The 25,947-nt window shown below is 71.6% G+C and carries 21 protein-coding genes; 5 read left to right on the forward strand and 16 right to left on the reverse strand.

Going from position 1 to position 25,947, the window contains the following annotated elements; genetic code table 11:
* Window positions 1–124 precede the first annotated feature (124 nt).
* Window positions 125–1,537: a proline--tRNA ligase gene (gene proS / locus HW130_RS22090; protein WP_177151402.1), complete on the reverse strand. Its 1,413-nt coding sequence runs from the start codon at window positions 1,535–1,537 to the stop codon at window positions 125–127.
* 206 nt (window positions 1,538–1,743) lie between these two features.
* On the opposite strand from proS, the gene HW130_RS22095 reads away from it, so the two are divergent.
* On the forward strand, window positions 1,744–2,622 hold the full coding sequence (locus HW130_RS22095; RefSeq protein WP_177151403.1) for an SAM-dependent methyltransferase: 879 nt from the start codon (window positions 1,744–1,746) through the stop codon (window positions 2,620–2,622).
* A gap of 70 nt (window positions 2,623–2,692) precedes the next feature.
* On the opposite strand, the gene ffh is transcribed toward HW130_RS22095, so the two are convergent.
* From ffh to HW130_RS22120, 5 genes are all read right to left on the reverse strand, one after another.
* On the reverse strand, window positions 2,693–4,234 hold the full coding sequence (ffh, locus tag HW130_RS22100) for a signal recognition particle protein (protein WP_177151404.1): 1,542 nt from the start codon (window positions 4,232–4,234) through the stop codon (window positions 2,693–2,695).
* Between the two features lie 107 nt (window positions 4,235–4,341).
* Window positions 4,342–6,798, reverse strand: a complete 2,457-nt coding sequence (locus HW130_RS22105) for a [protein-PII] uridylyltransferase (protein WP_309140520.1) — start codon at window positions 6,796–6,798, stop codon at window positions 4,342–4,344.
* A 25-nt stretch (window positions 6,799–6,823) separates the two neighbouring features.
* Window positions 6,824–7,162: a P-II family nitrogen regulator gene (locus HW130_RS22110; protein WP_177151405.1), complete on the reverse strand. Its 339-nt coding sequence runs from the start codon at window positions 7,160–7,162 to the stop codon at window positions 6,824–6,826.
* Entirely contained in the window at window positions 7,159–8,517 is a 1,359-nt protein-coding gene (locus tag HW130_RS22115; RefSeq protein ID WP_177151406.1) for an ammonium transporter, read from the reverse strand. Before HW130_RS22115 ends, HW130_RS22110 begins: the two co-directional genes overlap by 4 nt.
* Before the next feature lie 305 nt (window positions 8,518–8,822).
* The gene (locus tag HW130_RS22120; protein WP_177151407.1) at window positions 8,823–10,298 is read right to left on the reverse strand and encodes a hypothetical protein; all 1,476 of its coding nucleotides are present in this window, start codon (window positions 10,296–10,298) and stop codon (window positions 8,823–8,825) included.
* Window positions 10,299–10,725: 427 nt separating this feature from the next.
* Here HW130_RS22120 and HW130_RS22125 point away from each other — a divergent pair, with 427 nt between their 5' ends.
* Window positions 10,726–11,385, forward strand: coding sequence for a bifunctional DNA primase/polymerase (locus HW130_RS22125; RefSeq protein WP_177151408.1), 660 nt, complete (start codon window positions 10,726–10,728; stop codon window positions 11,383–11,385).
* A 69-nt stretch (window positions 11,386–11,454) separates the two neighbouring features.
* On the opposite strand, the gene ftsY is transcribed toward HW130_RS22125, so the two are convergent.
* Window positions 11,455–12,678 carry a signal recognition particle-docking protein FtsY gene (gene ftsY, locus HW130_RS22130; protein WP_177151409.1) on the reverse strand — a complete coding sequence of 408 codons (1,224 nt, stop codon included), beginning with the start codon at window positions 12,676–12,678 and terminating at the stop codon, window positions 11,455–11,457.
* A gap of 186 nt (window positions 12,679–12,864) precedes the next feature.
* Between ftsY and HW130_RS22135 the strand changes: the two genes are divergently transcribed.
* Complete coding sequence (locus HW130_RS22135; RefSeq protein ID WP_177151410.1) at window positions 12,865–13,836, forward strand: LLM class flavin-dependent oxidoreductase; 972 nt, start codon at window positions 12,865–12,867, stop codon at window positions 13,834–13,836.
* 40 nt (window positions 13,837–13,876) lie between these two features.
* Here HW130_RS22135 and HW130_RS22140 read toward each other — a convergent pair whose 3' ends face one another.
* From HW130_RS22140 to HW130_RS22155, 4 genes are all read right to left on the reverse strand, one after another.
* Window positions 13,877–15,298, reverse strand: a complete 1,422-nt coding sequence (locus HW130_RS22140) for a sugar porter family MFS transporter (protein ID WP_177151411.1) — start codon at window positions 15,296–15,298, stop codon at window positions 13,877–13,879.
* Between the two features lie 255 nt (window positions 15,299–15,553).
* The gene (gene smc / locus HW130_RS22145; protein ID WP_177151412.1) at window positions 15,554–19,120 is read right to left on the reverse strand and encodes a chromosome segregation protein SMC; all 3,567 of its coding nucleotides are present in this window, start codon (window positions 19,118–19,120) and stop codon (window positions 15,554–15,556) included.
* A 164-nt stretch (window positions 19,121–19,284) separates the two neighbouring features.
* Complete coding sequence (locus tag HW130_RS22150) at window positions 19,285–19,503, reverse strand: hypothetical protein (RefSeq protein WP_177151413.1); 219 nt, start codon at window positions 19,501–19,503, stop codon at window positions 19,285–19,287.
* 405 nt (window positions 19,504–19,908) lie between these two features.
* Complete coding sequence (locus tag HW130_RS22155) at window positions 19,909–20,190, reverse strand: acylphosphatase (protein ID WP_177151414.1); 282 nt, start codon at window positions 20,188–20,190, stop codon at window positions 19,909–19,911.
* Between the two features lie 154 nt (window positions 20,191–20,344).
* Between HW130_RS22155 and HW130_RS22160 the strand changes: the two genes are divergently transcribed.
* Window positions 20,345–21,277 (forward strand): CAP domain-containing protein, encoded by a 933-nt coding sequence (locus HW130_RS22160; protein WP_177151415.1) that lies wholly within the window; start codon window positions 20,345–20,347, stop codon window positions 21,275–21,277.
* Window positions 21,278–21,542: 265 nt separating this feature from the next.
* Window positions 21,543–21,941 (forward strand): helix-turn-helix domain-containing protein, encoded by a 399-nt coding sequence (locus HW130_RS22165; RefSeq protein WP_177151416.1) that lies wholly within the window; start codon window positions 21,543–21,545, stop codon window positions 21,939–21,941.
* Between the two features lie 34 nt (window positions 21,942–21,975).
* Here the strand turns inward: HW130_RS22165 and mutM are convergent, their stop codons facing one another.
* The 5 genes from mutM to HW130_RS22190 form a co-directional block, all read right to left on the reverse strand.
* The gene (mutM, locus tag HW130_RS22170; RefSeq protein ID WP_177151417.1) at window positions 21,976–22,836 is read right to left on the reverse strand and encodes a bifunctional DNA-formamidopyrimidine glycosylase/DNA-(apurinic or apyrimidinic site) lyase; all 861 of its coding nucleotides are present in this window, start codon (window positions 22,834–22,836) and stop codon (window positions 21,976–21,978) included.
* Between the two features lie 140 nt (window positions 22,837–22,976).
* Window positions 22,977–23,828, reverse strand: a complete 852-nt coding sequence (rnc, locus tag HW130_RS22175) for a ribonuclease III (protein WP_177151418.1) — start codon at window positions 23,826–23,828, stop codon at window positions 22,977–22,979.
* Between the two features lie 19 nt (window positions 23,829–23,847).
* Complete coding sequence (rpmF, locus tag HW130_RS22180; protein WP_026165248.1) at window positions 23,848–24,021, reverse strand: 50S ribosomal protein L32; 174 nt, start codon at window positions 24,019–24,021, stop codon at window positions 23,848–23,850.
* A 2-nt stretch (window positions 24,022–24,023) separates the two neighbouring features.
* A complete protein-coding gene (locus HW130_RS22185; protein ID WP_177151419.1) occupies window positions 24,024–24,653 on the reverse strand; it encodes a DUF177 domain-containing protein in 630 nt (209 codons plus the stop codon).
* Between the two features lie 154 nt (window positions 24,654–24,807).
* Window positions 24,808–25,884 carry an ATP synthase F0 subunit B gene (locus tag HW130_RS22190; RefSeq protein ID WP_177151420.1) on the reverse strand — a complete coding sequence of 359 codons (1,077 nt, stop codon included), beginning with the start codon at window positions 25,882–25,884 and terminating at the stop codon, window positions 24,808–24,810.
* Between the last annotated feature and the right edge of the window lie 63 nt (window positions 25,885–25,947).

A 25,947-nucleotide genomic window follows, 5' to 3' on the forward strand; every position in this document is an offset into this window, starting at 1 on the left:
AGAAGCCTCGCAGCTCGCAACAAGCCGGTACGTAGCGCGCGTCGGCGGAATGCCACCGCAGGCGTACGCCCCGGCGCTCGGGCGGGCCCGTAGCGCCGGGGCGCGCTGCCACAGGGCGGCGCTGTCAGTAGGCGCGGGCCACGATCGCGACAGTACCGGGCGCGTCGTCGGACTCGGGCACCGACCCGTCCTCCGCGACCAGGCAGCGTACCGACACCGCCTGCTCCGCGAGCGCGGCCTCGCCCTCCTCGCCCAGGGTCGCCCAGGGGATGCGGGCCCAGCCGCCCGCCGCCGCCGCCTCGGCGGCCTCGGCGACGGTCGAGACGTCGGTGGTGCGGTCCTCGCGCCGCCGGCGGGACTGCTCCAGCAGCAACGCCTGGTCGTCGTCGAGGACCTTGGGCAGCAGCGCGGCGAGCGACTCGATGCTCACCGGCTCCTTGCCTCCCGGAATCCGGCGCACCAGCACCGCGGTGCCCGCCGCCAGGTCCCGGGGGCCGATCTCGATCCGTACGGGCACGCCCTTGAGCTCCCAGTCCACCGCCCGGCGGCCGAAGGGGGTGTCCACGCGGTCGTCGACGTGCACGCGCAGACCCGCCGCCTTGAGCGTCTCGCCGACCTCGCGGACCTTGGCGACCGCCTCGTCGCCCTTGATCGCCATGACGACGACCTGGACCGCAGCGAGCCGGGGCGGGACGCGCAGTCCGTTGTCGTCGCCGTGCGACATGATCAGCCCGCCGACCATCCGGGTCGAGGTGCCCCAGGAGGTCTGCCAGACGAGCTCCTGGTGCCCCTCGGCCGAGAGGTAGGTGGTGTTGAAGGCCTTGGCGAAATTGGTGCCGAGCTCATGGCTCGTGCCCATCTGCAGAGCCTTGCCGTCGCCCATCATCCCTTCCAGGGTGAGCGTGTTGATGGCTCCGGCGAACCGCTCCCTGGGCGTCTTGCGGCCGAGCACGACGTCGATGCCGAGCACATCGACCATGAAGTCCGCGTAGACGTCCCGGTGGATGTACGCCGCGTAGTCGCGGGCGTCCTCGTAGGTGGCGTGCGCGGTGTGGCCCTCCTGCCAGAGGAACTCCGTGGTGCGCAGGAACACCCGCGGGCGCATCTCCCAACGGACCACGTTCGCCCACTGGTTGATCAGCAGCGGCAGATCCCGGTAGCTCTGGACCCACTTCGAGAAGTAGTCGTTGATGATCGTCTCGGAGGTCGGTCGCACCACCACCGGTTCCTCGAGGTCCTTGCCCCCGCCGTGGGTGACCACGGCGAGCTCGGGGGCGAAGCCCTCGACGTGCTCAGCCTCCCGAGTCAGGTAAGACTGGGGGATGAAGAGCGGGAAGTAGGCGTTCTGAGCGCCCGCGGCCTTGATGCGGGCGTCCATCTCCTGCTGCATCCGCTCCCACAGGCCGTAGCCGTACGGCCGGATGACCATGGTGCCGCGCACCGGGCCGTTGTCCGCCAGTTCGGCTTTGCCGATCAGATCCTGGTACCAGCGCGGGAAGTCCTCCGCCTGAGGCGTCAGGACAGGTGTCTTGGCCATGGCGCGCATGGTACGGCGGTGCGGGACCGGATCGGGAATCGGCCAGGCGGGCAGGGGCGCACGCCTCTGGCGCGCAAGCAGTGCGGCACGACCCCTGGACGTGGGGGCGCACGCGCAGTTCCCTGGCATACGGGGGGCGCGGCGAAAGCACACGGGGGCTGTCCTTCAGGGCACAACCGACTCTCTCGGCGGAATGGGGCGCACAGATGACATCCACGCTCGTCCGGCACCGACCCCACACGGCGTCGGCCTCCTCTGCTCAGGCGTGCGAACGGGCCCGTGACTGGGCCGAGATCCAGGAACGGATGCTGGTGCCGCTGTACGAGGCCGTCTACGAGCGTCTGGAGGTCGGTGCGGGCTCCAGGCTGCTGGGCCTCGGCTGCGGCTCCGGTCTCGCGCTGCTGATCGCCGCCGGACGCGGCGCCGCGGTGAGCGGCACGGACACGGACCGCGAGCGGCTGGTCCTCGCGCGCGAGCGGATGAGCACCCACGACTCCCCCGCGCAGGCCGCGCGCCTGTTCGACGGCGAGGCCGGGGCCGCGGCCGATCCGGGCCGCCCCCCGTACAACCTGATCACTGTCTTCCAGCCGATCGGCTGCCGGGCCGGTGACGCGGACGGGCTCGGCGCCGCCCTGCGGAGCGCCGTCGCGCTGGCGGAGCGCGGCAGTGCCGTGGTGCTCACCGGCTGGGGCCCGCCGGAGCGGTGCGCCAGTTCGGGGGTGCTCCGCGTGGCGGAGGGACATTCCGGCCGGACGCGCACCGATGGGGGCACCTCCCAAGGCCGCCAGGCCGTAGGGGGAGGGCGCTGGCGGCCGGCGCTGCGCGACGACCTGGAGGACGTGGCGGCACGGGCCGGACTGCGGCCGGACGGCTCGGGGCGGGTGGCGTGCCCCTTCGGATACGCGGACGTGGACAGTGCCGTGCGCGGCCTGCTGTCGACCGGACTGTACGACGCCGCGGTCAGGGACAGCGACCAGGCGCAAGTGGAGAAGGAGATCACCGAGGCGCTGCACCCGCATGTGCGGCCCGACGGGACGGTCTGGATGCCGAACGTCTTCCGCTACCTGATCACCCGCACGCCCTGACCCCGGCACGCGAGAGGGGCCCGCGACCGGATCGGTCGCGGGCCCCTCTCGCGTACGGGACCGGTGGGCGTCAGCCCATGAACTTCTTGAACTCGTCCGGCAGTTCGAAGTCCTGACCGGGCTGGCCGGCCGGCAGGCCGAACGCGCCGCCCTGGGCGGCCTGCTCGCGCCGGGCCGCGGCCGCGGCCTCCTCGGCCTTGCGCTTCATCGGGTTGCCGCTCTTGCGCTTGCCCTTGGCCTGCTTCTGCTGCTTCTTCTGCCGGCCGGGGCCGCCGCCCATGCCCGGGATGCCGGGCATCCCGCCGCCCTGGGCCATGCGGGACATCATCTTGCGGGCCTCGAAGAACCGCTCGACCAGCGACTTGACCGCGCTGACCTCCACGCCCGAGCCCTTGGCGATACGGGCGCGCCGCGAGCCGTTGATGATCGTCGGATCGTGGCGCTCGCCCGGGGTCATCGACTTGATGATCGCGGCCGTGCGGTCCACGTCGCGCTCGTCGATGTTGTTGATCTGCTCCTTCATCTGCGCCATGCCGGGCAGCATGCCGAGCAGCTTGGAGATGGAGCCCATCTTGCGGACCTGCTCCATCTGGGCCAGGAAGTCGTCGAGCGTGAACTCCTTGCCCTTGCTGCTCGCCAGCTTGGAGGCCATCTTGGCGGCCTCTTCCTGGCTGAAGGTCTGCTCGGCCTTCTCGATGAGCGAGAGCATGTCGCCCATGCCGAGGATGCGGGACGCCATGCGGTCCGGGTGGAACGCGTCGAAGTCGTCCAGCTTCTCGCCGTTGGAGGCGAACATGATCTGCTTGCCGGTGACCTGCGCGATGGAGAGCGCGGCACCGCCTCGGGCGTCGCCGTCCAGCTTGGACAGCACCACGCCGTCGAAGCCGACACCGTCGCGGAACGCCTCCGCCGTGTTGACGGCGTCCTGACCGATCATCGCGTCGACGACGAAGAGGATCTCGTCGGGGCTGACGGCGTCGCGGATGTCCGCGGCCTGCTGCATCAGCTCCTCGTCGATGCCGAGGCGGCCGGCGGTGTCGACGATGACGATGTCGTACTGCTTGGTGCGCGCGTGCTCGACGGAGTCCTTGGCGACCTGGACCGGGTCGCCGACGCCGTTGCCCGGCTGGGGCGCGTACACGCCGACGCCGGCGCGCTCGGCGACGACCGCGAGCTGGTTGACGGCGTTGGGCCGCTGGAGGTCACAGGCGACGAGGAGCGGGGAGTGGCCCTGCCCCTTGAGCCAGAGGCCGAGCTTTCCGGCGAGGGTGGTCTTACCGGCACCCTGCAGACCGGCGAGCATGATCACGGTCGGGGAGGTCTTGGCGAACCGCAGGCGGCGGGTCTCGCCGCCGAGGATGCCGATGAGCTCCTCGTTGACGATCTTGATGACCTGCTGGGCTGGGTTCAGCGCCTGGGAGACCTCGGTGCCGGTCGCCCGCTCCTTGATCTGCTTGATGAAGGAGCGGACCACGGGGAGCGCGACGTCGGCCTCGAGCAGCGCGATACGGATCTCACGTGCCGTGGCGTCGATGTCGGCCTCGCTGAGGCGGCCCTTGCCCCGGAGGTTCTTGAATGTCGCTGCAAGGCGGTCGGAGAGGGTATCGAACACGGCGGTCGCGGGTCCTCGGAGGTCGGAAGCGGGCGGTCGGTCGCCCCCCAGGGTATCGGTCCGGGCAAGTACGCAGCAGACACGGGCACCGCCCGGCCGGACACCCTCTAGGCGCGCAGAGCGCTCTCCAGGGCCTGCGCCACGTCGGCGGCCTCGGACGGGGACAGCGGGGAGCCCTGCGGATCGGTGACGTAGAAGGCGTCGACCGCGTTCGCGCCGAGCGTCGAGACGTGTGCGCTGCGCACCCGGACCGCCGCGCCGTCCAGGGCCCGGCCGATGCGGTGGAGCAGGCCCGGGGCGTCCTGGGCGCGGACCTCGATGACCGTGGCGCGGCGCGAGCCGGCCGGGGCGAGGGTCACCCGCGGCGGCGGCGCCGTGAGGCCGCGCCGCCGGGGGTAGGCGGCCTCGCGCTCGGCCAGGCGGCTCCGGATGTCCAGGGAGCCGTCCAGGGCGCGGACGAGGTCGGCACGCAGCCTGGTGGCCTGAGGGAGCGATCCGTACTCGGCCGCCACCCGCCAGTCGAGGACGAGGACCGCGCCGCCGCCGAGTTCGTCCGGCAGCTCGATGGCACGCAGGTCGGCCGCGCGGACGGTGAGACGGTGCAGCGCGAGGACGCCGGCGACGGCGGGCAGGACGCCGGGCTGGTCGGGCAGGGCGATCAGCAGCTCGACGCCGACCGGTTCCGTCTCGCCCTCCTCCTGCGGTGCGGTGGCCTGGGTGTGCAGGGCGAGGACGGGCTCCTTGGTGCGCAGGGCCTCGACGGCGAGACGTTCCTGCTCGGCGCTGGGGGCCTGCTCCTCCGGCTCGGGCGGCGCGTCGCCCGCGAGGACGGCGGCCACGCGCCGCACCAGGTCCGCGACGAGCGAGCCGCGCCAGGACGACCAGGCCGCCGGTCCGGTCGCGAGGGCGTCGGCCTCGGTGAGGGCGTGCAGCAGCTCCAGCGTGCCGGTGGAGCCGACGACGGAGGCGACGGACGCGACGGTGGCCGGATCGTCCAGGTCGCGCCGGGTCGCGGTCTCGACGAGCAGCAGATGGTGGCGTACGAGGGTGGCGACGACCTCGACGTCGGCGCGGTCGAAGCCGATCCTTGTGGCGACGTCGCGCGCGATCGTCTCGCCCGCCACGGAGTGGTCGCCGGGCCAGCCCTTGCCGATGTCGTGGAGCAGCGCGGCGACCAGCAGCAGGTCGGGGCGGCCGACGCGGCGGGTCAGCGCGGACGCCTTGACGGCGGTCTCGACGAGATGGCGGTCGACGGTCCAGGTGTGCACGGCGTTGCGCTGCGGCCGGCAGCGCACCCGCTCCCAGTCGGGCAGGAGCTTGGTGATCAGGCCCTCGGCCTCCAGCGCCTCCCAGACGGGGACGGTCGGCTCCCCCGCGCCGAGCAGGGTGACGAGTTCCTCGCGGGCCTCGGCCGGCCAGGGCACGGGCAGCGGGTGCGGGCCCGCCGCCTGGCCCAGGCGGCGCACGGCGTGCCGGGAGACGGTCAGGCCGGCCTGCGCCGCAGCCGCGGCGGCGCGCAGCACGAGGACAGGGTCGCGGTCGGGCCGGGCCGTGCGGGCGAGTACGACCTCGCCGTCCTGCTCGACGACGCCTTCGGCGAGCGGGGTGCGTTCGGGCTGGACACTCCGCCCGCCGCTGAGCATGGCGCGCAGCCGGGGGCGTACGGCGCGCGACCGCAGCACGCGGCCGACCTCGCGCCAGGTGACGTCGCTGGCGTACGAGACCGTCCGCGCGGCCTCGTACACCTGGCGCAGCAGGGCGTCGGCGTCGAGCAGGCCCAGCTCGGCGGCGACCTGGTCCTGTTCCTGGAGGGCGAGGCGGTCGGTGGCGCGTCCGGTGGTCCGGTGGAGGGCGTCGCGGACGTCGAGCAGGGTGCGGCGGGCCTCGGCGAGGCCCTCGCGGGGGGCGTCGGCGAGCCACGAGGCGGCGACGGCGCGCAGGGCGGTGACGTCGCGCAGGCCGCCGCGGGCTTCCTTGAGGTCGGGTTCGAGAAGGTACTGGAGTTCGCCCTGGCGGGCAGCCCGCTCGCGGCACAGTTCGTCGAGTTCGGGCAGGCGCTTGGGGGCCTGGTTGCGCCAGTCGGCGAGTACGGCGGTGCGCAGGGAGGCCACCAGCCCCAGGTCACCGGCGACGGCGCGTGCGTCGAGGAGGCCGAGCTGCACCTTGAGGTCCTCGCCCGCGGTCGTGCGGGCCTCGGCCGGGGTGCGTACGGAGTGGTCGAGGGCGAGGCCCAGGTCCCAGACGGGGTACCAGATCCGGTCGGCGACCGCGGCGACGGCCGCCGGGTCCGCACTGCCGTCGTGCAGGAGGAGCAGGTCGAGGTCGCTGCGCGGCGAGAGTTCGCCGCGTCCGTAGCCGCCGACGGCGACGAGCGCCGCGCCCCGCACCCCGGTCTCCAGGACCGCGGCCGCGAACAGGGCGGCCAGCCAGTCGTCGGTCAGTGCGGCGAGCGCCGCACGGCGCGACGGCCCGGGCTGCGCCTTCTCCCCGAGAAGGCGCAGCCGGGCCGCCGCGTAGCCGCTGGGGTCCGAGCTTTCCGATTCACCGATCACGTCGAGACTCACCCAGCAGCTCCTGTTCGTCGTGGGGTCAGAGGGCGTCCGGGCCGCGTTCGCCCGTGCGGACCCGGACCGCGGTGTCGACCGGAACGCTCCAGACCTTGCCGTCACCGATCTTGCCGGTGCGTGCGGCCTTGACGATCACGTCCAGGAGCTGTTCGGCGTCGTCGTCCTCGACCAGCACCTCGATGCGGATCTTGGGGACGAGGTCGACGGTGTACTCGGCGCCCCGGTAGACCTCGGTGTGGCCGCGCTGCCGGCCGTAGCCGCTGGCCTCGGTGACCGTGAGGCCCTGGACGCCGAAGGCCTGCAGGGCCTCCTTGATCTCGTCCAGCCGGTGCGGCTTCACGACTGCGGTGATGAGCTTCATGCGTCCACCTTCTTGTTCTCTGCTGCGGCTGCGACGGCGTCCGCGGGTACGGGTGCGGCCTTGCGGGAGCCCGTACCGCCGCCCGCGCCGCTGAAGTCGTACGCGGTCTCGGCGTGCTCGACCTGGTCGATGCCGGAGACCTCGTCGTCCTCGTCGACCCTCATGCCGATCGTCTTGTCGAGGACGAAGGCGAGGACCGCGGAGACCACCAGAGAGTAGGCGAGGACCGCGAAGACACCGATGGCCTGCTTGCCCAGCTGGTCGAGTCCTCCGCCGTAGAAGAGGCCCTTGACGTCGGACTGGACGCCGCCGGTGGCGAAGAGGCCGACGAGCAGGGAGCCGATGACACCGCCGACGAGGTGGACGCCGACGACGTCGAGGGAGTCGTCGTAGCCGAACCTGAACTTCAGGCCGACGGCCATGGCGCACAGCAGACCGGCGATGGCGCCGACCGCGATCGCGCCGAGCGGGGAGACGGCGCCGCCGGACGGGGTGATGGCGACCAGGCCGGCGACCGCGCCGGAGGCGGCACCGAGGGTGGTGAAGGCGCCGTGGCGGATCTTCTCGTAGATGAGCCAGGCGAGCATCGCGGCGGCGGTGGCGACCTGGGTGTTGACGAACATCACCGCGCCGACGCCGTCGTCGTTGCCGAGCCAGGAGCCGGCGTTGAAGCCGAACCAGCCGAACCACAGGAGCCCGGCGCCGAGCATGACGAGCGGGAGGCTGTGCGGGCGCATCGGGTCCTTCTTGAATCCGACGCGCTTGCCGATGACCAGGATGACGCCGAGGGCGGCCGCACCGGCGTTGATGTGCACGGCCGTGCCGCCGGCGAAGTCGATGACACCCATCTCGAACAGCCAGCCGCCGGCGCCCCACACCCAGTGCGCGACCGGGAAGTACACGACGGTGACCCAGAGGGTGATGAACAGGGCCCACGCGGTGAACTTCACCCGGTCGGCCAGCGCACCGCTGATCAGGGCGGGCGTGATGATCGCGAACATCAGCTGGAAGACGGCGAAGACGTACACGGGGATGGTGTAGCCGTCCCACAGCTCGGTGACGCCGATGTTGCCGAGGCCGACGTAGTCCGAGCTCCAGCCGACGATCGAGCCGATATCGGTGCCGAAGGCCATGCTGAAGCCGTACAGCACCCAGAGGATGGTGACGATCCCGAGGCTGATGAAACTCATCATCAGCATGTTCAGAGTGCTCTTGACCCGGACCATGCCTCCGTAGAAGAAGGCGAGTCCCGGCGTCATGAGCATCACCAGGGCGGAACAGATGAGCATGAACCCTGTGTTGGCGGCAGACAGCTCGGGAGCGTCTGCGGCAAGGGTCGAGATGCCTGGGGGCATCGGCGTCTCCTCGTCGTCGTGCGGCCGCGTGCGGGCGGAGCCAGTGCGGTAAAGGCGGGCCGGTTATGCGCCATGAGATTGGCGCAGCGCGGTTTCCGCCGATGCCGCTCGATGTTTCGCGGCCGTGACGAAGGGGTCCGGCGTGTTACGAGGCCATGAACTGACTGATCGCCGAGGGGGGCCGGGCGTACCCTCTGGCCCATCGCGGGACCGGCCGCGACACCCACCCGGAAGACCTGGCACAAGGGGGAGCCGAGTCGGACAGTCCGGGGTGAGCGCCGCGGCCGGGGTATGCGGCCCGCCCGTCAGACCGCTTCGGCGGTTTCGGGCAGCTGGGCGGTGAGGCGATCGGTGAACCAGGCGACCTCGGGGACGTCCCCGAAGTCCCTGGCGGCCGTGTCGACGGTCTTGCGGAGCCGGTTGTTGACGCGCTCGGAGCGGACCTTCCTGGCGATCCCGAGGGCCTGGTCGGCCAGGGCTGTGGCCTGCTCCGGTTCCTTCTTCAGCAGGTGCACCGTGGCCATGCCGATCAGGTTGAGTGCGTACGACCGCTGGTGCTCCGCGTCCCGGCCGAAGAGCTCGACGGCGCGCCGCATGACCGGCTCGGACAGGGAGGCGTAGGTGGGGCTGCGGCCCGCGACGTAGGCGAGGTCGCGGAAGGAGTGGGCGTTCTCGCCGTTGAGCTCGGCCTCGGAGAAGAAGCGGATCCAGTCGGGCTCGGGCTCGTCGTCGAGGCCGACGTCGGCGAAGGTGTCCTCGGCCATCCGCACGGCCCGCTTGCACTTGCTGGGTTGGCCCATGTTGGCGTAGGCGCGGGCCTCCATCGCATACAGCATGGCCTGGGTGCGGGCGGTGGCACAGTCACGGCTTCCGTACTGCGCGAGGTGGATGAGCTCCAGGGCGTCGTCGGGCCGGCCGAGATGGATCATCTGCCGGCTCATCGAGGACAGGATGTACGAGCCCAGCGGCTTGTCGCCGGCTTCCTTGGAGGCGTGCAGGGCGAGGACGAAGTACTTCTGCGCGGTGGGCTGGAGTCCCACGTCGTAGCTCATCCAGCCGGCGAGCTCGGCCAGTTCGGCGGCGACCTTGAACAGCCGGCGCTCGGTGGCGGCGGGATGGGGCTCCTGGAGGAGGTCGGTGACCTCGTGGAGCTGGCCGACGACCGCCTTGCGCCGGAGTCCGCCGCCGCACTGGGCGTCCCACTTGCGGAACATGGCGGTGGTGGACTCCAGCAGATCCAGCTCGGGGCCGGACAGCCGGGCCGACCTGCGCAGCGGGGTGGGCGACTCCTGGCGCGCCGCGCCCTCGCCGGGGGTGGGCACGAGCCAGCGCTGCATCGGCTCGACGAGTGCGGGGCCCGCGGCGAGGGCCAGCGAGGTGCCGAGGAAACCGCGGCGGGCCAGCATCAGGTCGCTGCGGGAGAATTCGCTGAGCAGGGCGACGGTCTGCTCGCCCGCCCAGGGCAGGTCGACCCCGGACACGGAGGGTGCCTGGTGCGCGGTGCGCAGTCCGAGGTCCTCGATGGCGACGACGCTGCCGAACCGCTCGGAGAAGAGCTCGGAGAGGATGCGCGGGATGGGCTCGCGGGGCTGTTCGCCGTCGAGCCAGCGGCGCACGCGGGAGGTGTCCGTGCTGATGTGGTGTGCGCCGATCTGGCGTGCTCTGCGGTTCACCTGGCGCGCGAGCTCACCCTTCGACCAGCCGCTCCGCACGAACCATGAGCTCAGCTGCTCGTTCGGGCGCTTGCCGGTGCCCGTCCCGTCTGCGCCGCTGCCGCTCACCCTGGGTGCCCCCGTCCGCCGATGCCGTGTCGCCCGAACCCCTACCAGAATGCCGTGGGTCACGGCCTCCGGTGAGCCGCTTGCATGCGGTCGTCGGGGACGCTGTGTTGCCCCGGGCATACCCGCCTGTCCGCTGCAATTGCAGGTTCGTGCACTGAAAGTAATCCGACGATCACGTGCTCACGAGTGCGATGGCAGAAACGCCACCATTCGCCACCCCTCCGAGTGAACTGACTTACGGTCAGGCGCGATTGACTTGACACAGCACGATCCAGGGGTGGTGCAGTGTCGCACGGGCAGGCGCGTGTCGCACGCCGCACTCTCCCGGACGCCACTGCGCGCCGTCGGGAGCCGGACGCCGGCGACGCAGCGTCACCGGAAAGGTCCGGTTCGTAACCACCGGCGCGTCCGACCCGTTGGAGGGGGCATGGGCTTCACGATCGGCGGCACCCGGGGAATCAGTCAGATCCGGTCCGGCTCCCGGCGCCGCGGACGCACGACGGAGGCCACCGTGGTGGCCGAGTACACCGGCCTGTGGGGCTGGTCCGTGATTCCGGGAGCGCGCGCGGCCGCGGGCCGCTGCTCCTGCGGTGATCCGGCGTGCGCCGCGCCGGGCGCCCATCCCCTCGACTTCGCGCTCGAGGTCCCGCCCGGGGCCACGCTCGACGAGGCCGCGAAGGCGTGGTCCCAGGTGCCGGGCGCGGCGCTGATGCTGCCCGTGGGCCGCACCTTCGATGTCCTCGACGTGGCGGCCCCGGCCGGGCGCCGCGCGATGGTGCGCATGGAGCGCATGGGCCTGCGGCTCGGCCCGGTGTCCCAGACCCCTGACGGCCGCTGCCAGTTCCTCGTGGCGCCGGGCGCCGCTGCCGGGCTGCCGCACCTGCTCTACCGGATGGGCTGGGACGACGCCGGCCTGGACCTGCGCTGCCTGGGCCCCGGCGACCACATCACCGCCCCGCCGTCCGACCGCGGCGGCCTCGGCCCGGTGCGGTGGCTGCGCGCGCCGTGCCCGGACACGGCGGTGGCGCCGCCCGAGGCCCGGCTGCTGCTCGGCACGCTGGCGTACATCTGCCACCGCAGTCCCTGAGCCGCCGCCCGGACACGCACAGGGGCCCGGCCGCGTACGACACGGCCGGGCCCCTGTGACATGAGCGGGTCAGTCGCCGATGAGCGCGTCGACGAACGCCTCCGGCTCGAACGGAGCCAGGTCGTCCGCGCCCTCGCCCAGACCGACGAGCTTGACCGGCACGCCCAGCTCGCGCTGGACCGCGACGACGATGCCGCCCTTGGCGGTGCCGTCCAGCTTGGTGAGCACGATGCCGGTGATGTCCACGACCTCGGCGAAGACGCGCGCCTGCACCAGACCGTTCTGACCGGTCGTGGCGTCCAGGACCAGCAGGATCTCGTCCAGCGGGCCGTGCTTCTCCACGACGCGCTTGACCTTGCCGAGCTCGTCCATCAGGCCCGTCTTGGTGTGCAGCCGGCCCGCGGTGTCGATCAGCACGACGTCCGCGCCCTCGGCGATGCCCTCCTTGACCGCGTCGAACGCGATCGAGGCCGGGTCGCCGCCCTCGGGGCCGCGGATCGTGCGGGCGCCGACGCGCTCGCCCCAGGTCTGCAGCTGGTCGGCGGCCGCGGCACGGAAGGTGTCGGCGGCGCCGAGGACCACGGAGCGGCCGTCGGCCACGAGCACGCGGGCGAGCTTGCCGGTGGTGGTGGTCTTCCCGGTGCCGTTGACGCCGACGACCATGACGACGCCGGGTGTGTCGAGGCCGCTCTCGGTCTTGACCGCGCGGTCAAGGTCGGTGCCGACGAGGGTGAGCAGCTCCTCGCGGAGCAGGGTGCGCAGCTGCTCGGGCGTACGGGTGCCCAGCACCCTCACGCGCTCGCGCAGCCGCTCCACGAGCTCCTGGGTCGGGGCGACGCCGACGTCCGCCGTGAGGAGGGTGTCCTCGATCTCCTCCCATGTGTCCTCGTCGAGGTGCTCGCGCGACAGCAGCGTGAGCAGTCCCTTGCCGAGGGAGTTCTGGGAGCGGGCGAGGCGCGCGCGCAGCCGGACGAGCCGGCCGGCGGTCGGCTCGGGGATCTCGATCTCCGGCGCGACGGGCTCGGCGACGACCGGGTCCTCGACGGCGACCGGGGTCCCGACGGCCTCCTCGGCCGACGGGAGGTCGACCTCCTCGATGGTGCGGCGGGGTTCGTCCCGCGGCGTCTCCGCCTCGTCGCCGACGTGCGGTTCGGCGGGCGGAGCAGTGATGGTCGGCGTGCTCGGCGGTGCCGGGGGCGGCAGCTTCTTCTTCTTGCGGCTGCTGACCACGAGCCCGCTGATGGCGCCGATGGCGACCAGGGCGATGACTACAGCAAGGATGACGAATTCCATAACGCGTCCAGTATGCGTGACCGCCCCGCTCCTCAGTCGCTGCGCTGCGGCGGGCGGGTCCCCCGCCCGACCCCCGGGGCTGTGCCCGGACGGCGTGGCCGACCGGAGCTCCCGCCCCTATTCTTCTGACGCTGTGTCAGCTACCGTCCCCTTCGCCATGCCCACATCCGGCGGAGGGGACTTCCCATGGCCTTCACGGTGGCTCGGTTCAACCTGGTGGAGCCGGACGCGACGCCCGGCACACTCGCCGCCCGCTACCGCGCGGCCCTGGAGATGGCCGCGTACGCCGACGACCGCGGCATCGACACCGTCCAGACGGAGGAGCACCACGGGGCCACCAACAACTGGCTGCCCTCGCCCTTCGTCTTCGCGGGCGCGGTCCTCGGCGCCACTCGCCGTATCACCGTCACCGTCTCCGCGGTCATCGGGCCGCTGCACGATCCACTGCGTATGGCCGAGGACATCGCCGTGCTCGACCTCGTCGGCCGGGGCCGGCTCGTCACCGTCGCGGGCATCGGCTACCGGCCCGAGGAGTACGAGCGGGCGGGTGTGGAATGGGGGAGGCGGGGCGCGCTCCAGGACGAGCTGCTCGAGACGCTGATAACCGCGTGGACGGGCGAGGAGTTCGTGTACCGGGGGCGCAGCGTGCGCGTCACGCCCCGCCCGTACACCCAGCCGCATCCGATGCTGCTGGTGGGCGGTTCGTCACGGGCGGCCGCACGGCGGGCTGCGCGCCTCGGCCTGCCCTTCTTCCCGAGCGCGCACCTGCCGGGGCTGGAGGCGTACTACAACGAGCGCCGCGCCGAGTACGGCACCGAGGGCTTCTGCATGATGCCCGCCCCTGAAACACCGCTGCTGCACATCGCCGAGGACCCGGACCGGGCGTGGGCGCTGTACGGCCACCACTTCCTCCACGAGGCGCGCACCTACGCGTCGTGGCAGTCGAAGGACATCCGCTCGGCGGTGCGCTCCACTGCGGACACGGTGGAGGAGCTGCGCGCGGAGGGCGTGTACCGGATCGTCACGCCGGACGAGTGCGTGGCCCTGGGCGTGGAGAGCCTGGTGCTGCATCCGCTGTGCGGCGGCATGCCGGTGGACGAGGGCTGGCGCAGCCTGCACCGGCTGTGCGAAGACGTACTGCCCCGGCTCACGCGCTGAGCCGGGGCAGTTTCCGTGGTGAGGAGAGGGGCAGCGGGGATTAGCCCATCTCCTCCAACGCCTTGCCCTTCGTCTCCCTGACGTACCTGAGTACGAAGGGGATCGAGAGCACGGCGAAGACCGTGTAGATGATGTAGGTGCCCGAGAGGTTCCAGTCGGCGAGGCTCGGGAAGCTCGCGGTGATGGCCCAGTTGGCGATCCACTGCGCGGACGCGGCGACGCCGAGCGCGGCGGCGCGGATCCTGTTCGGGAACATCTCGCCGAGGAAGACCCAGACCACGACACCCCAGGACAGGGCGAAGAAGAGCACGAAGACGTGCGCGGCGATCAGGGCGACGACGCCCTGGGTCTCGGGCAGCTTGCCGTCGACGAGCTCGGCGGAGAAGGCCCACGCCTCGAAGGCCAGCGCGATCGCCATGCCGGCGGAGCCGATGAGCGCGAGCGGCCGGCGGCCGATGCGGTCGACGAGGACCATGGCGATCACGGTGCCGACGATGTTGATGATCGACGTGGTGAAGGAGTAGAAGAACGAGCCGGCCGGGTCGACGCCCACCGACTGCCACAGGGTCGCCGAGTAGTAGAAGGCGACGTTGATTCCGACGAGCTGCTGGAAGACCGAGAGCCCGATGCCGATCCAGACGATGGGCAGGAAGCCGAAGCGGCTGCCGAGCAGGTCCTTGAAGGTCGACTTGTGCTCGCGGCGCATCGCGAGGTCGATCTCCTCGATACGGGCGTCGAGGTCGACGGTCTTGCCCTCGACCTCGGCGAGGACCGCCCTGGCCTTGTCGGTCCTGCCGACGGAGATGAGGAAGCGCGGCGACTCGGGGATCGCGAAGGAGAGCAGGCCGTAGAGGACGGCCGGTACGACCATGACGCCGAGCATCCACTGCCAGGCCTCGATCCCGCCGATCTCACCGCGCTGCTCACCGTCGGCGAGCTGGAGGATGCCGTAGTTGACCAGCTGCGAGACGGCGATGCCGATGACGATCGCGGCCTGCTGGAAGGAGGCGAGCCGGCCGCGGTAGGCGGGCGGGGAGACCTCGGCGATGTAGGCGGGGCCGATGACGGACGCCATGCCGATGGCGAAGCCGCCGACGATGCGCCACAGGGCCAGGTCCCAGAGCGCGAACGGGAGGGCGGAGCCGACGGCGCTGACGGTGAACAGCGCGGCCGCGATCTGCATGCAGCGGATGCGTCCGATGCGGTCGGCGATACGGCCGGCGGTCGCGGCGCCGATGGCGCAGCCGATCAGGGCGATGGCGATGACCTGAGCGAGCGTGCCCGAGCCGATGTCGTAGCGGTCCCGGATCGCCTCGACGGCGCCGTTGATGACGGAGCTGTCGTATCCGAAGAGGAAACCGCCCATGGCGGCGGCCGCCGTGATGAAGATGACATGCCCGAGGTGTTCGGGGTGGGCTTCGCGGGCGCCCGATGCCGGCGGGGGCTGCGCAGTGCTGGTCACGTGTACTCCTGGGGCCGTCCGGCAGGCGTCGCCGGGCGTGTGGGGCGAGCCCTTCAAGTGGCGCACAAGTTCTCGCCGCCCACCACTTGAAGGTAAAAACAACATTGCAGAGACTATGCCTTCAAGTTTCGAAGTCAAGGGGTCGAACTGAACCCGTGAAGGACACGGCATGTAGCCATAGGTTCAAGTATTGAAGATTCGGAAGTGCTCGCGAAGCGTCCGCGCCCACGGGCGCGCACCGCGGCAGCGGTCGGTTCAGCGCAACCGCTGGCTGATGACCTTGGAGACGCCGTCCCCCTGCATGGACACGCCGTAGAGCGCGTCCGCGACCTCCATGGTCCGCTTCTGGTGCGTGATCACGATCAGCTGGGAGCTCTCCTGGAGCTCCTGCATGATGCGGATCAGCCGCTGCAGGTTCGTGTCGTCGAGCGCGGCCTCGACCTCGTCCATGACATAGAACGGACTCGGTCTGGCCTTGAAGATCGACACCAGCATCGCCACGGCCGTGAGCGACCGCTCGCCGCCGGACAGCAGCGACAGCCGCTTGACCTTCTTGCCGGGCGGCCGGGCCTCGACGTCCACCCCGGTGGTCAGCATGTTGTCGGGATCCGTCAGCACGAGCCGGCCCTCGCCGCCGGGGAAGAGCCGGGAGAAGACCCCTTCGAACTCGCGGGCGGTGTCCCGGTACGCCTCGGTGAAGACCTGCTCGACGCGCTCGTCGACCTCCTTGACCACCTGGAGCAGGTCGGCCCGGGTCTTCTTCAGGTCTTCGAGCTGCTCGGAGAGGAATTTGTGCCGCTCCTCCAACGCCGAGAACTCCTCGAGCGCCAGCGGATTCACCTTTCCGAGCTGCTGGTACGCCCTCTCAGCGGCCTTGAGCCGCTTCTCCTGCTCCGCGCGGACGAACGGCCGCGGCTGATTGCGCGGATGCTCCGGGTCCTCGGGCAGCTCCTCGCCCTCGGCGGGCGGGGAGGGCGGAACGAGCTGGTCGGGGCCGTAGTCGGCGACGAGCCCGGCCGGTTCCACGCCGAGCTCCTCCAGGGCCCTGGTCTCCAGCTGCTCCATGCGCAGCCGCTTCTCCGCGCCCAGCACCTCGCCCCGGTGCACCGAGTCGGTCAGCTTGTCCAGCTCGCTCTTGAGGTCGCGCCCCTGGTTACGGGCGGCCGCCAGCTCCTGCTCGCGCTCCGACTTGGCCGCCTCCGCGGCCACGCGCTCGGCCTCCGCCCGCACCAGCGACACCTCGACATGCGCCAGCAACTGCCGGGCGCCGCTCGCCACGGCCGCGGCGACCTCGGCCTCATGGCGCATGCGGGCGCGGCGCTGTTCGGCGCGCGCCCGTGCCTCGCGCTCGGCGCGTGCCCCCCGGTCGAGGGCTTCGGCGCGGCCCGCGAGTCCCTTGACCCGCTCCTCGTGCGTACGGACCTGGAGCCGTGCCTCCATCTCGGTCTGGCGCGCGTTGGCCCCGTCGGCGGCGAGCCGGTCGCGCACATGGGTGTCGGGCTCCTCCTCGACCGGGGTCTCCTCCGCGACGAGCAGCCGTTCGGCCAGCTCCTCGGCCTCCTCCGTCGCCCGCTCCAGCGCCTCCTGGGCCCGGGCGGCCGCCGCGCCGGCGCGCTCGGCCTCGCCCGCGGCGCCGCGGGCCTGCCCGGCGAGGCGGCCGAGCTGCCCGGAGACGGCCGACTTCTCCCGCTCGGCCGCGCGCCTGCGCTCCCCCAGCTCCTCGACGAGAGCGGCGCAGGCGCCACGGCGGGCGGCGGCCTGCTGTTGTGCGGCGGTCAGCTCCTCGCACCGCGCGTCGAGCTGTTCGAGCTCGGCGGCGGCCTCGTCGACGGATGCCTGCACTTCCAGGAGACTCGGCGCCCCGGCGGACCCGCCCTGCGCGAGGTGCGCGCCGAGCACGTCGCCTTCGCCGGTGACGGCGGTCAGCCCGGGGTGCGCGTACACGACGTCCTCGGCGTCCTCCAGGGTGCCGACGACCACGACATCGCGCAGCAGCCGCCGCACAGCGGGCATCAGTTCCTCGGGCCCGCGCACCAGTCCGGCGGCGTACGGGTGGCCGGAGGGACCGTTGCCCGGGGGGCTTGGGGGCTCGGCCGCTGCCGTCGCGCCCGCCAGGAGCAGGGTCGCGCGCCCGCCGTCCTCCTTGCGCAGCAGCCGGATCGCCTCCGCGGCCGTGGCCGGGTCCGCGACGGCGACCGCGTCGGCGGCGGCGCCCAGCGCCGCGGCCACCGGGATCTCGTAGCCGGGCGTCACGGTGAGCAGCTGGGCGGCCGGCCCCAGGAGGCCCGTGAGCCGGTCGCGCGCGGCGAGCAGTATGCCCGTACCGTCCTTGCGGCGCAGGCCGAGGGCGAGCGCCTCGCGCCGGGCCGCGACTGCGGCGCGGCGGCGCTCGGCGCCGATCAGGGCCTCGCGGGCGGCGCTCAGCGCGCTCTCCGCGCCGGCCAGTTCACGCTTGGCGGCCTCGTGCTGGTCGGCGAGGGCCGAGTCGTCCGCGTCCAGCCCCTCGACCTCGGCCTTGAGCTGCTCGTACTCCTCCTGCGCGGCGGCGGCCCGCTCCTGGGCCTCGTCGCGGGCGGCGGCGAGCCTCTCGATCTCGGCCTGGGCCGACGCCGCGCGGGACCGCGCCGCGTTGACCTGTCCGCTCAGCCGGGCGAGCCCTTCGCGCCGGTCGGCGATCGCGCGGGCGACGTCCTTGAGCCGGCGCTCCTCCACGGTGAGCTGCCGCTCCAGTTCGGCGCGGTGCGCGACCGTGTCCTCCAGGGCCCGTTCGGCCGCCTCCAGCGCTGCCTCCAGTTCCGCCTCCTGCTGGCGGATGCGGGCCGCCTCGCGCTCCATGTCCTCGGGGTCGCGTCCGCGCCGTTCCTCCGCGGGCTGGGCGGTGGCGCTCTTGACCCGGGCGTCGGCGAGCGAGATCGTGCCGCGGACCCGTTCGGCGAGCTGAGAGAGTTCGTACCAGGTCTGCTGGGCGCCCTGAAGCCGCGGCGCGAGTCGCCGTACCTCGTCCTCCAGTTCGGCCTCCCGGACGAGGGCCGCCTTCAGCTGCGCCTCGGCCGCTTCTTTGCGCTGCTTGAGGGCGGCCTCGTCGGCGATCTCGGCGTGCAGCGCCTGGCGGAGGGTGACGAGGTCGTCCGCGAGCAGCCGCAGGCGGGCGTCGCGGAGGTCGGCCTGGATGACGGCGGCGCGGCGGGCGACGGCTGCCTGGCGGCCGAGGGGCTTGAGCTGGCGGCGCAGCTCGTCGGTGAGGTCCTGCACGCGCGCGAGATTGGCCTGCATGGCATCGAGCTTCCGCAGCGCCTTCTCCTTGCGCTTGCGGTGCTTGAGGACGCCCGCGGCCTCCTCGATGAAGGCGCGGCGGCCCATCGGGTCGGCGTGCAGGACCGAGTCGAGCTGGCCCTGACCGACGATGACGTGCATCTCGCGGCCGATGCCGGAGTCGGACAGCAGCTCCTGGATGTCGAGCAGCCGGCAGGTGTCCCCGTTGATCTGGTACTCGCTGCCGCCGTTGCGGAACATGATCCGCGTGATCGTGACCTCGGCGTACTCGATGGGCAGGGCGCCGTCGGAGTTGTCGATGGTGAGGGAGACCTCGGCGCGGCCGAGGGGAGGCCGGCCGGTCGTCCCGGCGAAGATGACGTCCTCCATCTTGCCGCCGCGCAGAGACTTGGCCCCCTGCTCCCCCATGACCCAGGACAGCGCGTCCACGACGTTGGACTTCCCGGAGCCGTTCGGGCCGACGACGCAGGTGATCCCCGGCTCGAAGCGCAGCGTCGTGGCGGACGCGAAGGATTTGAACCCGCGGAGGGTCATGGCCTTGAGGTGCACGCCGCCGGACTCTACCTTTCGCTCGCGGTTTCGCCTCTGAAGGCGCAGGGCACATCAGACGGTAAAGAAAGCATGTACGGGGCGGGCATGGGGAGAGGCGGGGGAAAGAAAGAAGGGACGCCGGGGCGTCCCTTGTATATCTTCGTGCGCGACGGAGTCCGTGCTCAGGTGAGCGCAGGCTCCCCCTGGTGTACGTCGATGTCGATGCCGTTGAGAAGCGGCTCGCCAGGGTGCTGAGCGGCGGCAGCCGTGAGCGCGTCGTTCTCGGACTGAATGCGTACGAGCTCGGACTCGAGGTCCTGGACGCGCTGCTGTAGCCGTCGCATCTCGGCGAGGAGTCGCGGGTCGGAACCGCCGACGTAACCGAGAAGCGCCTTTGCCATGATGGATGGTCCTCCACAATGAGTGACCGACCGATGCGGTGTGGGTCGTGAGGGATTCGCACCCGCGGTGCTGACAGCTCTTCCTGTACTGCTGGGGTCTTGCTGCGGTTCTTTACTGCCAAACAGCTAAGGTGCGCGGGGCTTCCAGAGTCTCACCAAAAAGTTTGACGGTCAACACGATCACACCCCGTATCGGCGGGCAGCCCGGGGGCATACGGCCGCTCCATCGAGCGGGGTGCCTGACCTGCGGGGCCCTGGGGGCGTGGCGATCATCCTTCTCTCCGCAGCCTGGCACGAGGAGCCTCTTCTTGGCAACCACCAGGCGGTTTCCTTCCCGGACGGATGCCTGTGACACATGCCGGAAGGTGCGTGCGACGTTACTGCGAGCACCCGGGCGGAGGACACTCAGCGGACGGCGAAGTCGGCGTAGATCCCTCTGGGCGTGTCCCAGATCTCAGTGACGCCGTCGACGCGGCCGGGAGTGTCGCCGGACCGCAGCCAGTCCAGCAGACGGTGGCAATTCTCACGTGGCCCCTCGGCGACGACCTGCACCCTGCCGTCCTCCAGGTTGAGGGCGAAGCCCTTGAGGTCTCCGATCTCGAGTGCGTTCGCCCTGGTGAACCAGCGGAAGCCCACTCCCTGTACCCGGCCGCGTACCCACGCGGTGAGGCGCGCATCGTCATTCATGAGGGCACCGTAACCGGCCGAATGGGCACAGATCACATCGCCCCCGGCGTGCCATGGCGTACAGTCCGGACGCAATGAGCGTCACCCGTTCGGGTGCACCCATTGACGTTCGACGCCGAGCAGGACGGCGTCGGGAACCAGGAAGGCACACCAGATGGGTCGCCATCGGAAGAAGCGTGCGGGTCTGCCCGTACGCACCGGGCTGCTCGGCGCCTCCGCTGCCATGGCGGTAGGCGCCGTGGCCGTCACCACCGGCATCCTGCCGGTCGGTGACACGTACACGATCGGCTCCTCCAGCAACGAGTCCCCGGTGGAGATACGCACCGGAGGGCCCGCCCTGCTCCAGACGCAGGGAGAGGCGGGCACCACGCCGACGCCGTCCTCGTCGGCGACGCCGAGCCGGACGCCCCAGCCGTCGAAGTCCCCCGCGAAGCCGTCGCCCACCAAGCGGGTCGAGAAGGCCAAGCCGTCCGCGAAGCCGTCGCCCACGAAGCCGGCCGCGAAGGCCAAGCCGTCCGCGAAGCCGTCACCCACCAAGCGGGTCGAGAAGGCCAAACCGTCCGCGAAGCCTTCCAAGAAGCCCGTGGAGAAGAAGACCCCGGCGCCCGAGCCGGAGAAGACCACGTCGGCGCCGGTGCGTGAGCCGTCCCGTGAGGCGGACCGGCCCGAGTCGCGCCCGTCCTCCCCGACCGCCGCTCCCACGTCGGATACGTCGGCGACCGAGGCCGCCGTGCTCAACCTGGTCAACGAGGAGCGCGCGAAGGTGGGCTGCTCCCCCTTCAAGGCGAGCCCGGCGCTGGCGGAGCTGGCGCGGGTCCACTCCAAGGACATGGCGGTACGCGGGTTCTTCGACCACACGAACCCCGACGGTCAGACCCCGTGGGACCGCGCGGCCGCGGCCAATGTCGCGAACCTCGGCGGCGAGAACATCGCGCGCGGCCAGGCCGACGCCGGTGCGGTGCTCAATGCGTGGATGCAGAGCGAGGGTCACCGCGCCAACATCCTGAACTGCGACTTCACGACGATGGGCGTCGGCGTGTACATGGGCGACGGCGGCCCGTGGTGGACGCAGAACTTCGGCTACTGAGATTTCCGCAGGTCAGTGACCTGCCAGCTTCCCTGGGCCGCCTCGGGGCCGTCATCGGCAACCGAGGCGGCCCAGACTTTGTCCACAGGGGCCCGCGCTGTCTCGCTCCTTCGACGCCCCCTGCCGCCAGGCCGAGCGCGCCTTCCCCACAACCGACCTCGTCGCCATCACGGCCTCGCCCGCCGGATGCCGTATACGCCCTGGGACACTGTCCTTTCGAAAGGGCAATCTCTGGGGCAGCGCTGTCCGGCGTAGGCTGGCGGGCATGGGCGACGACCTCGGATTCGACGTGTTCTCCCGGCAGTGCCCCTCGCGCGGCACGCTGGAGCATGTGACCGGTCGCTGGGGCAGCCTGACGATGGGCGCCCTGTACGAGGAGCGGCTGCGGTTCAACCAACTGCGCCGCCGGGTCGACGGCGTGAGCGAGAAGATGCTGTCCCAGACGCTGCACGCGCTGGAGCGCGACGGGCTCGTGCACCGCGAGGCGCAGCCGACCAATCCTCCGCGCGTGGACTACGAACTCACCCAGCTCGGCCGGGCCGTGACCGAGCAGCTGCTCGGCCTGATCCGCCTGGTCGAGGACCGGATGCCCGACGTGCTCGAGGCGCGGCAGCGGTACGACGCCGGCTGTGAGGAAGCGGGCGACCGGGCGGCGGTCCGCTAGAGGACGACGGCCCGGCACGGGGCGGCAGACGGCGTCAGGCCGTGGTGCGCGGGACCCGCTGGCAGCGGGGGCAGAAGTAGCTGGACCTGTTCATCCAGGGGTGGCGCCGCATGACCGTGCCGCAGCGGTTGCAGGGCTCGCCCTCGCGGCCGTACGCGTCCAGGGACCGATCGAAGTACCCCGATTCGCCGTTGACGTTCACGTACAGGCTGTCGAAGGTCGTGCCGCCGACCGCGAGGGCGGCCGTCATCACCTCGCGTATGTGGCCCAGCAGTTCCACCGAGCGCGGCCGGGTGAGCGTCGCGGTCGGGCGGTCGTAGTGCAGCCGGGAGCGCCAGAGCGCCTCGTCCGCGTAGATGTTGCCGACGCCGCTGACCAGGGACTGGTCGAGCAGGGCGCGCTTGACCGTGGTGCGGCGCGCGCGGAGCGCGGTGTGGAAGGCGGCGTCGTCGAAGAGCGGGTCGAGCGGGTCACGGGCGATGTGCGCGATGACGTCGGGCAGCCCCTCGGGGGTGTTGTCGTGCAACGACAGGCCGCCGAAGGTGCGCTGGTCGACGAAGCGGAGCTCGTTGCCGAGAGAGTCGTCGAAGCGGAGCCGGATGCGCAGGTGCTTCTCGTCCGGGGCATCGTGCGGCTGCACCAGCAGCTGTCCGCTCATCCCGAGATGACCGAGGACCGAGGTGTCCGTGTCGGTGAGCGGCAGCCACAGGTACTTGCCGCGCCGGCGGGCGTCCCCGACTGCCTGCCCCTTCAGCCGGGCCGCGAAGTCCTCGCCGCCCGCGACGTGCCGGCGCACGGCGCGCGGGTGCAGCACCTCCACCTCGGCGATGGTGCGTCCGCCGACCCAGGTGGCCAGTCCGCGGCGTACGACTTCGACCTCGGGCAGCTCGGGCACCGGTCTCCTTCCGCGGTGGGCGGGGCGATGCCCGCAGCGTATCGCGCGACGCAGGGCGTGCAGCGCTGAGGCCCCTCGCCGCAGCGGCGAGGGGCCTCACAGGAACTGCCGGGGAAGCGGATGCCCGGGGAAGGACCGGCTCAGGCCGAGGCCCGGTCCGTCGGCGCCGGGGCGGGAGGGGTGTCGGCGGCCCCTTCGCCACTGCCCGCGTCCGGTTCGGCCGCGGCCTGGGCCGCCGCCTTGGCGCGCTCGTCCGCGGCGGCACGGATCTCGCGCCACGCGGATTCCGCCGCCTGCTGCTCCGCTTCCTTCTTGCTGCGGCCGGTGCCGGTGCCGTACGAGACACCACCGACGCGGGCGGCAGCAGTGAAGGTCTTCTCGTGGTCCGGTCCGGTCTCGGTGACGAGGTACTCCGGCACACCGAGCCCCTCGGCCGCGGTGAGCTCCTGGAGACTGGTCTTCCAGTCCAGGCCCGCACCGAGGTTCGAGGACTTCTCGATCAGCGGGTCGAAGAGCCGGTGCACCAGCTCGGACGCCGCTTCGAGACCCTGGTCGAGATAGACGGCGCCGATCACCGCTTCGAGGGTGTCGGCGAGAATGGAGGCCTTGTCCCGGCCACCCGTGCCCTCTTCACCGCGGCCCAGCCGGATGAAGGAGCCCAGTTCGAGGCCGCGGCCGACCTCCGCCAGCGCACGCGAATTGACCACCGCGGCCCGCAGCTTGGCCAGTTGGCCTTCGGGCAGGTCGGGGTGGGTGCGGTACAGCGTGTCGGTGACCACCAGGCCGAGCACCGAGTCCCCGAGGAACTCCAGACGCTCGTTGGTGGGCAGACCGCCGTTCTCGTACGCGTACGAACGGTGGGTCAGCGCACGCACCAGAAGGGCGGACTCGAGGTGATACCCGAGCCGCCCTTCCAGAAGCGTGTGGGACGAGGCTGCGTTGACTGTGTTCGTTGCGTCTGCCTGCTTCTTGGCAGGGGACACCTCAGACATCGGGCCTCTCACCAGCCGCTCAGACCTCGAGGACCTGGCGCTTGTTGTAGGTGCCGCAGCTCGGGCACGCGATGTGCTGCTGCTTCGGCTCCTGGCAACGCTCACACGAAACCAGGGTGGGGACCGCAGCCTTCCACTGCGACCGGCGGTGGCGCGTGTTGCTGCGCGACATCTTCCGCTTCGGAACAGCCACGGCTACTTCTCCTGCTTCTCGTCGACGCCCGCTTCGGCGCCGCCCATGTTGTCCTTCTCACCGGTTCCGAGTGAATCGGCGAGTCCCTGCAGTGCCGCCCAACGGATGTCGACGGCGTCGTGGTGGTGGTCCGGGTCGTCGTCCAGCCTGATCCCGCACTCGGGACACAGGCCGGCACAGTCCTCCCGGCACACCGGCTGCATCGGCAGTGCGAGCACCACCGCATCACGCAGCACGGGTTCGAGGTCGAACATGCCGTCCTCGAGATAGAGAATGTCCTCGTCCTCGTCGTCGACAGGCTCAGCGGGGCGGCCCCGCTCGTCGGCGTCGGGATACGTGAACATCTCCTGGAAGTCCGCGGCGACCTCTTGGCGCAGCGGCTCCAGACACCTTACGCACTCCCCCTCGGCGCTCGCACGGGCGGTGCCTGTGACGAGCACCCCTTCCATGACGGACTCGAGGCGCAGCTCCAGCTCCACCGGCTTGCCCTCGGGCACTCCGATGACTCCTTCGATGCCCAGGTCCTTCGGCGCGTCCACCGTGCGGGACAGCCGCTGGAGCGCACCGGGCCGCCGTCCCAGCTCGTGCGTGTCGAACACGAGGGGGTTGCGGTGGTCGAGGCGCGTGCTCACGGCTCTTCCTGCTTTCGGATCGTGGGGAGGGGCCGTCCCGATTCGTGGGGCGAAGCGGGCAGCCGGGATCGCGGAACTACGCGCGACCGAAGAGCCAGGATACTGGACCGGCCGCCGTAGACCCAATCCGGGCTGTTCGGCGGCCTTCCGGCCCCTAGCGGCCCTGCTCGTAGCGACGCAGCTGCTCCATGTCGATCATGCTCGTGTCGAACAGGCTGGTCTCGTCGAGCGCGGCGCCCTGCTGAGCCTGCGGCTGGTGCTGCTGGTGCTGCTGGTAGGCGTAGGGGTCCTGCTGCGCGTACTGCTGCGGGTCGTAGCCCTGCTCCTGGTACGCGGCGTACGGCTCGGTGCCCTGGGCCCCGTAGCCGGCGTGGGAGACGCCCTCGGGGGCGTACGCCTCCTGCGCCTGGTAGCCGTACACGTCCTGCTGGGCCGGGATCTGCGGCGCCGGCGGCGGCTGGTACGCCGCGTACGTCTGCTGCCGCTGGGGCTCCGGGGCGGGGTCGGCCAGCTCGGCGAGGCCCGCCAGGTAGTCCGCGTCGCTCGTGGGCTGGTGGCTGCCCGCGGCGTCCTGCGCGGCCATGTGGGCGCCCAGATCGTCGGTGACGGTCCGGCCGTGCAGCTTCTGACGGCCGCGGCCGACCGCGTCGAGGGTCTTGGACAGCACGGCCTCGAAGGCGCCCAGCTTGGCGTCGACGTACTCGTCCGCGCGCCGGATGAGCGTCTGCGGGTCGCTGCTGTGCTCGGGAGCGTCCTCGTCGGCGAAGCCGTGCTCGTCGAGGCCCGGTCCGCGGCCGAGCAGCTTCTCGCGCCCGCGGTCGACCGAGCCGATGGTCTTGCTGAGGACGACTTCGAAGTTGGCGAGCTTGGAGTCGACGTAGTCGTCGGCCTCCGCGCGGATCTCCTCCGCCTCCTGACGCGCCTCGGCGAGGATCCGGTCCGCCCGCTCCTGGGACTCGCGGGCGACCTGGGTGTCGGAGATGAGCGAACCGCGCTCGGCGTGGGCGGACTCGATGATCCGCTCGGCCTCCTTGCGGGCCTGCTCGACGAGCTGTTCCCGGCCTCCGATGAGCTCCTGGGCCTGGGCGAGGGAGCCGGGCAGCGCCTGGCGGACCTCCTCGAGCATGGCGAGCAGCTCGGCGCGGTTGACCACACAGGAGGCCGACATGGGCAGGGACCGGGCGTTCCCGACCGCCTCGACGATCTCGTCTAGCTTCTTCTGCACGTCCACCGTGTGTTTGCCACTCTCTACAGCCGGATTGGAGACGGACGGATCGACTGTACGGCCAGTCGG

The sequence above is a fragment of the Streptomyces sp. PKU-EA00015 genome (assembly GCF_013387495.1).
Taxonomy (GTDB): Bacteria; Actinomycetota; Actinomycetes; order Streptomycetales; family Streptomycetaceae; genus Streptomyces.